This is a genomic window from uncultured Helicobacter sp., assembly GCF_949282165.1.
Classification (GTDB): Bacteria; Campylobacterota; Campylobacteria; order Campylobacterales; family Helicobacteraceae; genus Helicobacter_F.
On record NZ_CASDOV010000006.1, the window covers coordinates 69,125 to 85,104 of the forward strand.

General features: G+C 41.5%; 13 protein-coding genes. 12 read left to right on the plus strand and 1 reads right to left on the minus strand.

The window, feature by feature from the left end:
• The first annotated feature begins 245 nt into the window (after positions 1-245).
• The 10 genes from ACH2BK_RS04850 to ACH2BK_RS04895 all read left to right on the plus strand — a co-directional run bounded on the left by ACH2BK_RS04850 (position 246) and on the right by ACH2BK_RS04895 (position 13,869).
• Positions 246-1,424 (plus strand): ferritin-like domain-containing protein, encoded by a 1,179-nt coding sequence (locus ACH2BK_RS04850; RefSeq protein WP_395002316.1) that lies wholly within the window; start codon positions 246-248, stop codon positions 1,422-1,424.
• Positions 1,425-1,500: 76 nt separating this feature from the next.
• The gene (locus tag ACH2BK_RS04855) at positions 1,501-2,625 is read left to right on the plus strand and encodes an acyl-CoA dehydrogenase family protein (protein WP_395002317.1); all 1,125 of its coding nucleotides are present in this window, start codon (positions 1,501-1,503) and stop codon (positions 2,623-2,625) included.
• Positions 2,626-2,826: 201 nt separating this feature from the next.
• Positions 2,827-3,705, plus strand: a complete 879-nt coding sequence (locus tag ACH2BK_RS04860; RefSeq protein ID WP_395002318.1) for a phosphate/phosphite/phosphonate ABC transporter substrate-binding protein — start codon at positions 2,827-2,829, stop codon at positions 3,703-3,705.
• A 94-nt stretch (positions 3,706-3,799) separates the two neighbouring features.
• A complete protein-coding gene (locus ACH2BK_RS04865) occupies positions 3,800-6,118 on the plus strand; it encodes a dihydroxy-acid dehydratase (RefSeq protein WP_395002319.1) in 2,319 nt (772 codons plus the stop codon).
• Between the two features lie 28 nt (positions 6,119-6,146).
• Positions 6,147-6,761, plus strand: a complete 615-nt coding sequence (locus tag ACH2BK_RS04870; protein ID WP_394954144.1) for a restriction endonuclease — start codon at positions 6,147-6,149, stop codon at positions 6,759-6,761.
• Positions 6,751-8,025 carry an Eco57I restriction-modification methylase domain-containing protein gene (locus ACH2BK_RS04875; RefSeq protein WP_395002320.1) on the plus strand — a complete coding sequence of 425 codons (1,275 nt, stop codon included), beginning with the start codon at positions 6,751-6,753 and terminating at the stop codon, positions 8,023-8,025. Before ACH2BK_RS04870 ends, ACH2BK_RS04875 begins: the two co-directional genes overlap by 11 nt.
• A gap of 8 nt (positions 8,026-8,033) precedes the next feature.
• Positions 8,034-8,819, plus strand: a complete 786-nt coding sequence (locus ACH2BK_RS04880; protein ID WP_395002321.1) for a hypothetical protein — start codon at positions 8,034-8,036, stop codon at positions 8,817-8,819.
• Complete coding sequence (locus tag ACH2BK_RS04885; protein WP_395002322.1) at positions 8,816-9,376, plus strand: hypothetical protein; 561 nt, start codon at positions 8,816-8,818, stop codon at positions 9,374-9,376. The genes ACH2BK_RS04880 and ACH2BK_RS04885 overlap by 4 nt, the downstream gene beginning before the upstream one ends.
• A gap of 31 nt (positions 9,377-9,407) precedes the next feature.
• Positions 9,408-11,216: a helicase-related protein gene (locus tag ACH2BK_RS04890; protein ID WP_395002323.1), complete on the plus strand. Its 1,809-nt coding sequence runs from the start codon at positions 9,408-9,410 to the stop codon at positions 11,214-11,216.
• 7 nt (positions 11,217-11,223) lie between these two features.
• Positions 11,224-13,869 (plus strand): AAA domain-containing protein, encoded by a 2,646-nt coding sequence (locus ACH2BK_RS04895; RefSeq protein WP_395002324.1) that lies wholly within the window; start codon positions 11,224-11,226, stop codon positions 13,867-13,869.
• Positions 13,870-14,031: 162 nt separating this feature from the next.
• On the opposite strand, the gene ACH2BK_RS04900 is transcribed toward ACH2BK_RS04895, so the two are convergent.
• Complete coding sequence (locus ACH2BK_RS04900; protein ID WP_395002325.1) at positions 14,032-14,343, minus strand: hypothetical protein; 312 nt, start codon at positions 14,341-14,343, stop codon at positions 14,032-14,034.
• A gap of 183 nt (positions 14,344-14,526) precedes the next feature.
• Between ACH2BK_RS04900 and fliW the strand changes: the two genes are divergently transcribed.
• Both fliW and proC read left to right on the plus strand, forming a co-directional pair.
• Entirely contained in the window at positions 14,527-14,964 is a 438-nt protein-coding gene (gene fliW / locus ACH2BK_RS04905) for a flagellar assembly protein FliW (RefSeq protein ID WP_394996739.1), read from the plus strand.
• A gap of 4 nt (positions 14,965-14,968) precedes the next feature.
• Positions 14,969-15,898 carry a pyrroline-5-carboxylate reductase gene (proC, locus tag ACH2BK_RS04910; RefSeq protein ID WP_395002326.1) on the plus strand — a complete coding sequence of 310 codons (930 nt, stop codon included), beginning with the start codon at positions 14,969-14,971 and terminating at the stop codon, positions 15,896-15,898.
• Positions 15,899-15,980: the final 82 nt, after the last annotated feature.

Consider the following 15,980-nt stretch of genomic DNA (forward strand, 5'->3'; position numbering starts at 1 on the left):
CCTCCGCTTGCGCGAGCATACAAGAGATTTTTAAGCGAGATTCTGTGATTAGTCGGTGCAAGCGCGTCAGGAACGCGTTTTAAGCTAGCACATTTTCTAGATTCACATTTTAGTGCGCTCTAAGGTTTTTTAGCCTACCATACAGCCAAAGTCTTTGCGACAGCCAAGTCTCCGTGTGAGACACACAAGCTAGAATCTTTCTACACTCACAAGATCTCGCTTTATCTTAAGACATAAAGAATATTATGCAGCACAAACACTCTTTGATTATGGGCGACATTCCTTTGGGAAAGCTCTTTTTTATGCGGCTTGAAAACACCTTTTTGCTTATAGAATCTAATGATTGCCTAGAGATTTTGAGCGATTATGACAATCTCGCCCCCGAGCTCATCTCGTATTGCAGATTCAAAGGCGAGGAGTTTTTGCATACTGAGGCACTGCCTATGGGTTTTGCGTATTATCTCAAAAAACGCTCTCCTAAGCACTTTGTAGCCCTGCAAGGAGATTCTATAGACTCTCTGGCTCCTAGCGAGATGGGTTTAAGCGCGCGTGGGAGCAAGCCACAGGTGGGCAGCCCCAACTACTACTTTGGCATAAGCAGCAAAGAGGCGATATGGAGCGAAAATGTGAGCAGAATCTATGAAGATTCTAAAAACGCTCAATGGAATGCCACGCGCGATATTGATTGGACGCAAATCACAACTTTAAGCCCGAGTTTAGAATCTAGCATAGCACAGATTATGACTTACCTTGTCGAAAACGAACTCTCCGCCCTCTATATCCCTAGTAAATTCCTTCCACAAATCTCGCCCTATTTTCACGAAGTCCCGCTGCTGCTCTCCTCCATCATCGGCGATGAGGCGCGGCATATTGAGGTGTTTATCAAGCGCGCTAAAGCCACAGGGCTAGGACTGCAATACTCCACGCTTGCCACGCAGCAAAGCCTCTATACACTTTTTAAGGAGCGCGATTATTTTGCCTCTAGTTTTTTGCTCCATATTATGGGCGAGGGGACCTTTGTGGATTTGCTAGGGTTTTTGGAGGATTACGCGCCCGATGAACCGACTAAAAAGCTCCTTTCCCTAGCACGCAGAGATGAGAAACGCCATGTCGCCTATGGTATGAATAATGTCAAAAACGCCCTAGCACGCAATCCGGGCAAAATCGCCTTTTTAAAGGATATAGTCTTTAAACGCAAGCACTATCTCGATGAGTTTAGCTCTGAATCTAGCCTGCTTTTAGAATCTCTAGCCATCTATGCTGGCGGGGGTGGGGAGGTGGCGCAGATAAAGCGGGGCTTTGAAGCGGTGGAGCATCTCAAAGACACAATGGAGCACAATCGCGCCAAAAGGCTTAGAGAATGCGGGATTGAGGAGGGGTTGGCGTGGGATTTGAGCAAGGCGCATACGCCAAATTTTATGTGAAGGGGCTTATTTTCAAAATCCTAGATTCTTAGCAGGAATCCGTGCGATTCACTATACTTTTACACAAGGAGCAACAATGCTAACTTTAGAAAATATCATAACATACACAAGAGAGTTTGGGGGCAAACACATCGCCCCCTACACCAAGCAAACCGATGAGGAGGGGCGATTCCCCAAAGAGAGCTTTGAGGCTCTCAAAAAAGAGGGCTTCACCGCCCTGCTCGTGCCAAAAGAATATGGCGGGCTAGGCGGCGGGGCAGATGAGCATACCAAAGTGTGCTATGAGCTTGGGCGATTTTGCGCAACTAGCGCGTTATGCTATATGATGCACAATACCGCTGTGTATGCGATTAGTCTTTTTGGGAGTGAGGCGCTAAAAGAGGAGATTCTAAGCAGAGTAGCCAAAGGGGAGATACTCCTCGCCCTTGCCTATAGCGAGAGTGGGAGCGGGACGCACTTTGGCGCGCCTGATATTACCGAGCGTAGCGAGGGGGGATATAGAATCTTAAAGGGGCGCAAAAGCTTTGTCACCTCGGCAGAATATGCGGATTACTACCTTACCTACACAAATTCCTGCAAAAAGGCAGGCGCGTATAACTCGTGGCTTGTGGATTCTACGCTTCCGGGCGTTGTGACAGAGCAGGGCACTTGGAATGGGCTTGGTATGCGGGGGAATAATTCTAAGCCTGTGCAATACAACGATGTGCGTATAGAGGAGCGGTTTTTGCTCGGGAGTGATGGCGATGGCGAGGCGCACTCGGGTGCGTTGATAATGTATTTTATCATCGGGCTTGGTGCGGTGTATAGCGGGCTGGGCGAGGCGATATATAGCTGCGCCCTAGAGCATACAAAGGGGAGAAAATACACAAGCGGCGGGGCTTTAAGCGATATTGAGCTAGTGAAGATTCACTTGGCGGATATGTATGCTAAAGTCCAAAGTGCGATAAGCCTCACGGTGGAGGCGGCAAGGAGCTTGGATACTAAGGAGAGCGATGCTGCGCTTAAAGTCTTTGCGTGTCGGATTAATGCCATTCATAATGTGATGGATGTCGCCTCCTTGGCTATGCGGCTAGGTGGGGGTAAGGCGTATAGCAAGCATTTGCCACTAGAGCGGTATTTGCGCGATGCGTATGCCTCGCAGGTGATGGCGCCAAGTCTTGATGTGTTGAAAGTGTGGCTAGGGAATGCCGTTACGGCATAAAGAGAATCTAGAAATTAAGAAATTCGGCTTGCACGCTAGTCTAGCTTGATTTGTTCGGTTCGGCTTAGGTCTCCGCTTAGGTAACTCCCTTCGCCCCTCGCTTGATAACCCTAAAAAGTCGCTCCTTAGCTTGCTGTTGCGAGTATAAGCGAAGCAAAAAGCCGAATGCCTTAACCAAAAACAAAAAAAGGAGCAACATTTATGAAAACACTACTTCTAGGAGCCGTCGCTTATGACGCAAAAGTCGTGCCCATTTGGGACATTATCAGGGATTATGCCAATGCCTTTGGCTGCAAGTTAGATTATGTGCTTTTTAGCAATTATGAACGGCAAGTGGATTGGCTACTAAAGGGGTATATCGACATCGCGTGGAACACCAATGTCGCGTGGATACGCACCCTGCACGCCACAGAAGGCAAGGCAAGCGCGCTGCTTATGCGTGATAGCGATAGAGACTTCACCACGCATTTTGTAGCAAGAAAGAGCGATAACCTCAAAAATCTTAGCGATTTAAGGGGCAAAACCTTTGGACTAGGGAGCTTAGATTCAGCCCAAGCGGCGATTATGAGTATCTATTATCTCCAAAGAGAGAGCGGGCTGGGTATCGAGATATTTAACTCTTACGCGGAATTTACACAAAAGGGGCGCAAGAGCGCGGATTCACTTGCCCTCATTCGCTACAACACGGATCTAGGCAAGCACGGCGACACGGGCGTGAGTGAGTTTGATGTGCTAGAGGCGATTAAAAAAGGGGAGCTAGATGCTGGGAGTATCGGCTCAAGCACATGGATTAGGATTCTCAGCCAAGGCGAGTATCCCGAGATTGGGAGCTTTTGGACTTCTCCGGGGTATTGTCATTGCAATTTTTCGGTATTGCCGAGCTTAGATTCTGAATCTAGGGAGCGATTTTGCGCTATGCTTTTGAGCCAAAATGACAAAAAGAGCGATCCGCTGATTGCTAAGATGATGCAAATGGAGGGACTCAATGCGTGGGTGAAAGTGGGGGCGCGTGAGTTGGCGGGGTATGAGGCGATTTATGAGGCGATGCGGGAGCAAAACCTGCTAGCAAACAACCTCTAACCACACAATCCCTAACTTTGGGGAGCGGAATCTCATCACTTAGCGGGCTTTTGCGTTATAATAAGCATTATTCTACCACCACAAGGAGTTTGCAATGCGAAGTGATGTGATTAAAAAAGGCTACCAAAGGGCACCACATAGGAGTTTATTGCGCGCCACGGGATTAAAAGATGAGGACTTTAGCAAGCCCTTTATTGGCGTGGCAAATAGCTACATTGACATTATTCCCGGGCATTTTTTCCTCAACAAATACGCTGCGATAATCAAAGATGAGATACGCAAGGCAGGCGGCGTGCCATTTGAGTTTAACACCATTGGCGTAGATGATGGGATTGCTATGGGGCATAATGGTATGCTCTACTCCCTGCCTAGCCGCGAGCTGATAGCTGATTGCATTGAAACGGTGATGAACGCACACCCGCTGGACGCGATGATTTGCATTCCTAATTGCGATAAAATCGTGCCGGGTATGCTGATGGGGGCATTGCGCGTGAATGTGCCAACCATCTTTGTGAGTGGTGGTCCTATGATGGCAGGGCGTTTGAGCGATGGCAGTGTGCTCGATCTCAACTCTGCTTTTGAAGCCGTGGGGGCGTATGAGAGTGGAAAGATCGATGAGAAGCGGCTACACGAGATAGAGTGCAATGCCTGTCCGGGCGGGGGGAGCTGTAGTGGTATGTTTACGGCAAACTCGATGAATACGCTGTGTGAGGCTATGGGCGTGGCACTAGAGGGCAATGGCACGATACCCGCTCTCACAAAGGAGAGAGAGGAGCTACTCAGGGCAGCGGCACGGCGGATTGTGGAGATTGCCCTAGATTCTGAGAAAAGTGAGAAGTTTAGATTCCGCAATATTTTGAATGCTAAGGCGGTGCATAATGCCTTTGTCGTGGATATGGCTATGGGCGGTAGCACTAATACCGTGCTGCATATGCTGGCTATTGCTAAAGAAGCGGGCGTGGAGTTTAACCTAGAATCTATCAATGCAATTGCTGCTAAAGTCGCACATATCGCTAAAATCGCCCCCGCACTTAGCAGTGTGCATATGGAAGACATCAATAGGGCGGGCGGGGTGTCGGCAGTGATGAATGAAGTGGCTAGGAGGGGTAATTCGTCTTTGGATAATCATTCGCAAGATTGTGGTAATTTTGGGGCAGTCATTACCGATGAGGTAACTCCTGCCCCAAAATCCCCCCAAAACTTCCAAAGCACCACCACAAATACTAGAATTTTAGAATCCAAATATTGGATTTTGTGTTGTGAGTATTCTATTTTTATGGACGAGTGCGGTATATATGGAGAGCATATCGGCGAGGCAGGTTGGGAGTGGTTCAGATACTTTAATGAGCGTGAGCTGGGCTATAAAGGACTTTTTGATGAAATAAACATAGGGGATATAGCTTTGTGTTATACTTCAGGCGAATCAAATGGTGGTAGGTTTAGGGCTGCATTGGAGACTATCAAAAAAGATAGCGACAGCGTGTATTTTAGATTCATTAAAAAACTAGATATTGACCCTAGAGCCTTACCAAAAGATATTATTGATTTGTATAGAGGTGAGGGTAAAAAGTCTGCTTTTACATCATCAGACCCAAGCACATTAAAAAATAAAACGACAGATAATTGGTTTAGTAGAGCATTTTCAAAAACTACAAAAGAGCAGTTTGACGCTATCGTTGCTTTTGCAAATCCAGAATCTAGCCTTTCAGATTCTATCCTCTATCTTGACGCTTTGACAATCACGGGCGAAACCTTAGGGCAACGCATAGCAGGAGCAAAAATCACAGACACAAGCATAATCCACACCAACGAGAACGCCTATTCTCCTGTGGGTGGGCTAAAGATTCTCTTTGGGAATCTCGCTAAAGAGGGGGCAGTGCTAAAGGTTGCGGCAGTGGCAGAATCAATGAAGGAGTTTAGAGGCAGGGCGATTTGCTTTAACTCCCAAAGCGAGGCGATTAAGGGCATCGCAGGTGGTAAGGTAAAGAGCGGAAATGTCGTGGTTATCCGCTATGAGGGACCAAAGGGGGGACCGGGAATGCAAGAAATGCTAAGTCCCACAAGTCTCATTATGGGTATGGGACTAGGAGAGAGCGTGGCGTTAATCACCGATGGACGCTTTAGCGGGGCGACGCGTGGGGCGTGTATCGGGCATATAAGCCCAGAGGCGGCAGAGGGGGGCTTAATAGCATTGATAGAGGATAACGATGAGATAGAGATTTCGGTTTCAAGGGGGGAGCTAAATCTACTTGTAGATTCTAAAGTTTTAGAATCTAGGCGGGAACAATGGCAGAAACAAGGAATGGCAAAGCAAATTATGCGTGGCAAAAACATCACAAGCAAATGGCTCAAGCGCTACTCTTTGCTAGTCTCAAATGCCGCAAATGGCGCGGTGCTAAAAACGGAGTTGTGAGAGATTGAAAAAGCAACAAGGGAAAACAATGCTACCACAAATGCTGCTTGAAATGGTGGAATTTTTGAAAAAGCAAAATCTACATCTAAGCACTCAAAGTCGTGATGGGCGGATAAACTCGGCTTTTAATGAAGATGAGATTTTTAACCTCTTAGAGCAACATTTTAGTATTAATCGCCCTAATATGAGGGATTGGGTGGATTTTAGCTTCAGTGAAAATGAAGTTTTTATCCCTGTAAATATCAAGGTTAGCACGACAAAAACCACAGATAATCTTAACTGCAAACTTGGAATCTACTATGCCCTCACAGGACAGATTCCGCCCTTTAACAATAGCGTATTTTGGGAGATGTATTTTAAGGCTTTAAGTGAGAATTTACAGTCAAATACTGCCGATTACTACTTTTTGATTATCAATAAAGATAGTCCTAGTGATGTCTTTGCTACTTCTCTTAAAGGCTTAGAATCTATCAGTCCAAATGGCAACAATCTGCCCTTTCAGGCAAAATGGGATAATAATCGTAGCTTTATACAAAGGGATTTCACACAGGCAAGAGATTTTATTTTACATACTTTTGAAGAGTCTTTGAAGCTAAGAGCTGATGCCTATCTCTCTTTTAGGAAGTATTTTTATGAATCTTGATATAGAGCATTTGGGGCAGGTTTTTACCCCGCAACATGTAGTAGTAGATATGCTTGCTTTGGTAAAAAATAATGGTAGATTCTTAGAGCCTAGCTGTGGGAATGGAGCGTTTTTTACGCATTTGCCACAGCATAAAGTAGGGATTGAAATAGATAGAAATGTGCTTACAGATTCTATGATAGCAAGGAATACAGAGAACGCACTACATACAGATTATGACGCACAAGCGATTATGAAAAATACCGCAGAATCTAAAAAGCACATAAGCACACACGACCCAATACTGCTTAACACCGACTTTTTTGCCTATCCTTTGCGTGAGAAATTTGACACAATTATTGGCAATCCCCCGTATGTGCGGTATCAAGACATAGCCAAATCGACTAAGCTTTTATTGAAGGCGTATAGTCCCATCTTTGATTCTCGCTCCAATTTGTATCTTTTCTTTATCTACAAATGTATTTTGCACCTCAAGGATGGCGGCGAGCTTATCTTTATCACACCTAGGGATTTTCTCAAAAGCACGGCTAGTGTGAGGCTGAATGAATTTTTGTTTGCACAAGGGAGTATTACGGACTTTTTAGACTTGGGAGATAAAAAGATTTTTGACAACGCACAGCCAAACTGTGCAATATGGCGATTTGAAAAGGGGAATTTTTCTCGCAATACCAATTGCTTAAGGCAATTTTCCTGCATAAATGGGCAGCTCATTTTCACCAAAAATAGCTACACCATTCCCTTTTCTAGCCTCTTTTTTGTCAAAGTCGGAGCGGTGAGCGGGGCAGATTCTATTTACGCACATGAGGAGCATGGCAATGTGGAATTTGTGTATTCCGCTACTGCAAAAAGTGGCAAGACACGCAAGATGCTTTATGGAATCTCTGCTAAAGATTCTGCTTATTTACAACAACACAAAACGCAACTTTTACGCCGAAAAATAAAGAAATTTAGCGAAAGCAATTGGTGGGAATGGGGCAGAGACTACTATAAAAGTGATTTGCCTAGAATCTATGTCAACACCAAAACACGCAATAAAAGACCTTTTTTCTTGCACTCATGCAAGGCTTATGATGGCTCGATTTTAGCAATTTTTCCAAAGTTTGAGGTAGATTTTCAAGGCTTAAAAGAGCTATGTGAAAAGTTAAATAATGTCGATTGGCAAGAGCTTGGCTTTATCTGCGATGGACGCTATCTCTTTTCACAAAGAAGCTTAGAATCTTGTATGCTAGATTCACACTTTATTTTAATGCGACCTAGGAAATAGTAAAAGATATGAATAACCCCTTATCTTACATTGTAGAACTATTACAAGATTCTGAAAAATGGAAAATTCATATTTGGGAGTTAAGGGATATTGATTCTCATATTGCCTACCTTATAAATGATAAAATCAAAAATATTATTGAAGGAAATAAAGATATTGATGTAACTGCAGTCAAAAAGAGTATTTTAAAATCATTAGATGGCAAGGATGAAAATAAAAAGATGGGTATTATAGCCGAGTTTTTTATGCATTTATATTTGCACCATGAAGGCTATAAGCAAAACTTTCTCTTTCAGAATCTTGAGGAAAATTCGATGAAAAAAGGTTTTGATGGAGTTTATTCTAAGAGTAATGTGATATGGGTTGCTGAGAGCAAATCGGGGAAGGGATACGGAAAACCCGAGGCAGAAAAACATAGAGATAAAATACAAGAAGCATATAATGGGCTAACAAATATGCTTCAAGGGAAAAATAATCCTTGGAGAAATGCATACAATCACGCCGCCCATAGAGATGTAGAATCTAGTGAGGATATAATAAGGCAACTTAATCAACTTTCCCAAGAATTTGAGAGTGAAAATTATTGTGCTACGGATGATATGAATATTATATTGCAATCAGTTATTTTCATAAATGATGAATGGGAAGCTATTGATAATGCTGCTATAAAACAAAAGGTAAGGCAATTAGCACAAAATTTTAAATACAAAGAGTTAGAAATAATATGCTTAACGAAAAAATCTATGGATATTTTTATAGACTTTTTAAAGCAAGATATGGATACAAATAAATGAATAAAGAGATTGAAAAAATATATAAAATGAAAATCTTTAGAGACATAATGCAAAAAATTACTACAAAACAGACACTTTCATATCAAGAGAAAAAGTATATTCTAGCTGCAGCATTATTGCTTTTAAAGTTTTATTATAAGGATAAGAGGCATATTGTATTTTTCAAAATGGCATACTACATTATACTCAATTATTCCATTCAATATAAGGATTATAAGCCATTATATGATTTATCGGTAGATGTGGGATTTTTCCCTATTGCTAAATATATTTTGGATTATTCTTTGGTAGATATCAAAATAAAAGATATATTTATTCAAGAAGAATTAAATTTATTTCAAAAAGATGACTATATTCAAACTTTAGAACAATATAATATTTCAAAACAAATCTTATCCAATAAAACACAAGAATTTGCATTTATTGCCCCTACATCCTATGGCAAAAGCTCAATTATGGTTGATATAGTAAAACAAAACAATGAAGCAAAAATAGGCATCATAGTCCCCACAAAATCTTTAATTGCACAAACATTTGATTTAATAAAAAAAAGCTAATTTAAATAAAAAAATTATATTACACAATGATATGTTTCGTGAAGAAAATAGTTTTATTGCCATTTTTACACAAGAAAGAGCTTTAGAATTTTTTAAACATCAAAAAATATTTTTTGATGTTTTATTTATTGATGAGGCGCATAATTTATTTGAAAGTGATGATAGAAATATCCTATTATCAAGAGTTATAAAACAAAATTACAAAAATAACCAGCAAGGTAAAATAATATATCTTTCTCCATTTATACATGATGCAGAAAATCTTAAAATTTTTGATACACAAAATATTAAACAATATAAAATCAATTTTAATATTAAAGAGCCACAGATTATTGAAAGAACAAAAGATGGTAAGATAAAAAAATATAATAGATTTGCAGATGAATTTTATGAACTTAATAACGAGAAAGAGACGCCAAAGGATTTTTTTGAATATATCATTCAAGAAAATGGAGCTAAAAAATTTATTTATCTTATGAGACCTGTAAAAATAGAAGAATTTGCACGTAAAATGATTGAAAGACTGGAAACAATGAGTTATAAGGAAATTCATCACATTAAGGAAATTCTTAAAAAACATATTCATCCGGACTTTTATGGGATTAAAACTATTGATAAAGGTTTGATTTATTTGCACGGAAAACTACCAAGCAATATAAAAGAATATTTGGAATATAAATTCAAAAATACCCCTTCGATAAAATACATTGTGGCCAATAAAGTAATTTTGGAAGGCATAAATCTTCCTATTGATTCTTTATTTGTAATGAATACTCTCAAGCTAAATCCAAAAAAGCTTAAAAATCTTATAGGAAGGGTAAATAGACTTAATGATATTTTCTTATCAAATAATTTGGAAAAGTTATTGCCTTGTATCTATTTTATAGATTCTGATGAATATCAAGGTAAGAGAACAATGGAAAATTGTATTAAGTATTTGGGTATTAAGCAAAAAAATAAAGATGAAATTGAAAATCCAATATTATCTATGTATAATAAGAAAGATAAAAAGAAACAAAGTATAATAGATAATGAAAAATTCTTAGAGAAAGAACCGCAAGATGAGTTTGAAAAACTCAAACAATATTTAATAGATAGTGGAATAAATAATTTTTACAAGTCTAATAGCATAGATGATATGGCTAGAAAACTTTTAGAATGTATTAAGCAGGAGAAAATAGATGGATTATCTCTAACAGAAAAAGTTTATAATATTTTTATTAAAGATATACAAGATAACCACTTTGGTGATATAGAAATACGCAGATTAAAAAATGAAAAAGCACGCAATTTCTATAATAGTTTTATTGGTAATCGCCATAAATCTTTTAGAGAAAGAATAGATTTATTTGTAGGTTACTTTGCAAGAAGACAAAAATCTAGCAATGCTCAAGAGAGAATTGTTTATATAGGTAGAGAGTTTGGTGAGATTCCATATCCTGAGACACCAAGAGGTCAACAATTATGGATAGATTTAAAGGGTAAAAGTGTGGTTGAGTTGGTCAATTTGGCTATCATCAAACTGCAAATAGAAGAGAGTTTTATTGATTTTAAGTTTAATAAATTTGTCAAGATGTTATTCGAATATGATTTGCTCACAGAGCAAGAATATAACATTCATATTTATGGCATAGGAGATGTTAAGTATATAGATTTTTATAAATTAGGGCTACACCCTTACTTAGTTGGCAAAATAAAAAATGAAAACCAGATCGATAATATCAAGATAAATAATTATGGTTTTATTGAGATTGTTAATCCTAGTTTTGATTCGTTTTTGAGTAAATTGGATGATTTTGAGCGTTTTCAAATTGAGAAAATAATTAGTCAATCAAATTAAGGTTTCTATGCAGAATCTTACCACATTACATATCATTTTTCTTAAAGGTAAAGACAAGACAGAAAGCATTGAATCTGCCTACTTAGAGGGCGAAAAACTCGTTGTGAAGTTTCAAAACCAAGCAAATCCCTACACCTACAACAAAGACAATTTCAAACTTTTCCCCAAAGCCACAAACTCTAGTGTTTTTACCTATCTCAAAACCCTCTCTAAAATCATACGCATACAAGATAATAAAAGCGATGAACCCCTTTCACTCCTTGCTAAAGAATACGACAAAATTAGATACATCCCAAAAGATTGTGTGCTTTTTAGCTATCTATACCCAAAGCCTCCCGCTAAATCCAAGCAAGATTCAAATAACACCGCCCAAGCAAAGCCCGCACAACACCACCAAACAAGCCCGATACTCGCTCCCTTTGGACTCAATCTCTCCCAATACCAAGCCCTGCAAAACGCCCTCTCTCATCAAATAAGCGTGATTGAGGGACCACCGGGCACAGGCAAAACCCAAACTATCCTAAACCTCATCGCTAATCTCCTCTATCGTGGCAAAACCATAGCCGTGCTCTCCAACAACAATGCCGCCACGCACAATGTCTATGAAAAACTAAGCAAATACAATCTTGCACCTTTATGTGCGACTCTGGGCAACAAAGAAAATAAAGAAAAGTTTATAGCAAAGCAAAATCCCCAATTCCCAAATACCCATAAAAATCTCACCTCGCAAAATCTTGATGCCAAAACCACTAAGCAAACTATCCAAAAATCCCACCAAGAACTACAAGAGATTTTCACGCTACAAAATGCTATCGCCACCGCTCAAGCACAGCTAGAGGCATTGCAACTAGAATATGGATATTTTAAAGCTCAAGAGTTTAAATCAAAATCTTTAGAATCTAGTCCAGAATCTACTCTCATCAAAAATCCAAAAACACGCACACTCTTTGCCAAGCCCACCCCACATACAATCCTAATGCTAAAAGTCCTGCTAGAGGAGGATGGCAAAGAAAAACTTTCTTTGTGGCTAAAGTTTAAGGCTATCTATGGCTATGGTATAGGTGATTTTAGATTCTATAAACACACAAAGCAAGAGATTCTAAAAGCCTTAGAAAATCTCTACTACACCAAAAGCATCGCACACTTGCAAGAAAGCCTACAAAAGCACAAAACGATTTTAAACAAACTCAATGCACAAAACCCCTTGCAAACCTTGCAAGAATCTTCCCTATTGCTTTTGCAACACCACCTTGCAAATCACTATAAAGACACGCAAGAAAGACAGAGCTTTAGCCTAGGGGATTTACGCACAAAAACACAAGATTTCTTACAAGAATACCCAATAATCTTTAGCACCACGCATTCTATCACCTCATCACTAGGCAGTATGCAGCATCAGCCCTTGTTTGATTATGTGATTATTGATGAGGCTTCGCAAGTGGATTTGCTAAGTGGTGGCTTGGCACTTTTGTGTGCGAAAAATGCTGTAATTGTAGGGCATACCAAGCAGCTGCCAAATGTGATTGATAAAAACACACAGCAAGAGATAGAGGCTTTAAATCTTAGCATTAATGCAGAGTATGATTACACCAAACAAAGCCTTTTAAGCTCCATTGTAGCGACACTAGAATCTACTCCAAAAGTTTTGCTAAAAGAACATTATCGCTGCCACCCAAAAATCATTGGCTTTTGCAATCAAAGATTCTATGATAATAAGCTCATTATCTTAAGCAAAGACACTACACAAAGTGAGCCTATACAAGCTTATATCACGCCCACAGGCAACCACGCAAGAAGCTTTTATAACCAAAGGGAAATCGATGTGATAACAAAAGAGATTTTGCCCCCTTTAGATTTTAGCAAAGAAGAGATTGGAATCATCACGCCTTATAGGGAGCAAAAAAAGCATTTGCAAAGCGCATTACAAGACATAGAAACGGACACGATACACAAGTATCAAGGCAGAGAAAAGGAGGCTATCATACTCTCAACTACTGCAAATGAGAGCAACGACTTTATCAATGATGCTAAGATTCTCAATGTTGCTATCAGCCGAGCCAAAAGCACACTAAGGATAGTAACAAGTGAGCAAATTGCACAGGGCAATAATAACATCAGCGATTTTATCAAATACATACGATACCACAATTTTGCAGTGCAAACAAGCAAGGTAAAATCGATTTTTGACTTGCTTTATAAAGCAAATACACAAGCTCGCCTAGCCTATCTCAAAGGCAAAAAGAGGATTTCGCAGTTTGATTCTGAAAATCTTGCCTTTAGTGTCTTGCAAGAAGTCCTAAAGCCCTATCCTAGCCTTGATGTCGCCATGCATATCCCGCTATATAGAATCTTACGCAGCACAAGTAATTTAAGTGATGAGGAGCGAGTGTATATGCTTAATCCTCTCACACACCTTGACTTTCTCCTCTATAACACAATGGATAAAAGTCCCGTGTGCGGTATAGAAGTTGATGGCTTTGCCTTTCACAAGGCGGGCAGCAAACAAGCAGACAATGACAAGCTAAAAGATTCTATCCTGCAAAAAGTCAATCTACCACTTTTACGCCTAAGCACGATAGAAAGTGATGAGAAAGAGAGAATAGAAGAGTTTTTACGCACTCTTGGCTATGATACCCTTAGTCGTGGCAAATAACCTTAAGCAACAAATAGGCAGTATCAATCTCGCCCGCACCTTATAAGCTCATACACAATCCACAAGTTGCCAGATTCTGTGTATTGCACTTTATTCCGCTGAACTTGCACGCTTACCACCCGATTTACCCACTCACAAAATATGCACAAAAACATCGAGACATCAAAGTGCAGAATCCAAAATAAGCGTTACTTGCAAGTCCCTGCTCACCTCATAGCGCAGCGATTCCACACTAGGAAGCTGCGGTAATTGCACGCTCACTTGGCATTGGAGCAGCTCCTCACTTGTATGCAGCGTTTGGAAGTCAAAAAGCCTCATTGTCTCGCTAAATTGGCGCGCTTTTGCCTCGATACTAAGCATTTGCCTGATACTCTCCTGCACCGGCGCGCTATCACAGGCAAACCTCTCGCCACACCCCACGATCCCCATCACCACGCCACACCCAAGCACGCCCGCTAACCACGCACTTCTCATCGCACACCTCCTTTATAATCGACTTTGACAACGCCTCATCGCGTGAAACAAAAACCCTATTGTAGCACTAAATGCGCCCCAACCGCCCCTTTATCCCAACGCTTATGGCAAAATCAGAGATTTTGTGCTAGAATAAATCCCTGTGTTTGCAAGTTTTTAGAATCTTAGCAGTGGAGTTTGTGTATGATTTTTGAGGTTAAGTCGCCGATTTTGGGCTTTGAGCGGGTTACGCGTATGAGATTTGAGAAAATCGATGAGCTATTTATGCGAGTGAGTAATCCCGATGGCGAGGGCAATGTCCCGACTTTCACACTTGTCAATCCCTTTTTACTGCGCGATTATGAGTTTGAGATACCCACTGCGCTCAAACTCCTGCTTGATCTTGAAAACTGCCAAAACCTCCTAGTCGCCAACATAATGGTGCTCCAAAACCCCATAGAAGATTCTACGATAAACTTCCTCGCTCCTCTCGTCTTTAACTTCGACAATCACACGATGGCGCAAGTCGTGCTCGATAGTATCAACTACCCACAATACTCCATAGCCGAGCCCATCAGAGTGTATTGCGACAAGGACGAGGCGAGCCCCTCATCTAGCCCCACTAACGCCGCCACGAAGTAACCCTATGGCACGCCACGCACCCCACCCCTCACAGCCAAGGCTCATATGCGTGGGCTATGGCAATATGGCGCGCGCACTGCTAGCGGGCATTATAGAATCTAAGCTCTTTGACAAATACGAGATATGTATCGCTGGGCGGGACTTGCACAAAGCCCAAAACCTCTGTGATGATCTCGCACGCACCAAATCCACAGACGATAGCCACACAGCCTCCACAGACAAATCCCCCACAAACGATAATCCCCCAAGCACTCCCGCAGACGACAACCCCACGCGCCCACACCTAAAGGCACTCTGCATAGATTCTCACACGCCTCTAAACATACAGGATTGTGAGGTATTGCTCTGTGTCAAACCCCACGCGCTTAGGGCGTTTAGCTATGTCGGAGAGGCGCATATCGCCTATAGCGTGCTGGCTGGGGTGCGCATAGAGACGATTGCGCAAGTGCTAAATGCGCGGAATTTTGCGCGGATTATGCCAAATGTCGGCGCACTCTATGGCAAATCCGCAAGCTGCGTGTATGTGCATAGCACGCGCTCTAGCGGCACAGATATAGAATCTGCAGTGCGCAGGCTCGTGGAGAGCTTTGGGAACTGCGTGATGGTGGATAGTGAATCCCTCATAGACGCCTCGATAGCCACGAGCGGGAGCGCACCAGCATTTTTGGCAGTGGTGGCACAAAGCCTCATAGACAGCGGCATCTACCACGGGCTAAGCTATGCGCAAAGCAGGGATCTTGTCGCGCAGACTTTTAGCGGGTTTGCCGCGCTCTTAGAGCACAAATCTCCCGATGAGATAAAAATCGCCATCACTTCCCCCGCAGGCACGACTGCGCGAGGCTTAGCGGTGTTAGAAAAAAACGGCGTGCGAGGGGCATTCATAGAAGCGGGGATAGAATCCATAAAGCGCGCAAAGGAGCTTGGTGGCTCATAGTTTGTGATTATGAGCCTGCAAGTTTTGCGTGGCAAAGCTTGCCTATCGCCCGTGGGGAGGTAATCCTGCTCTACTCACCCAC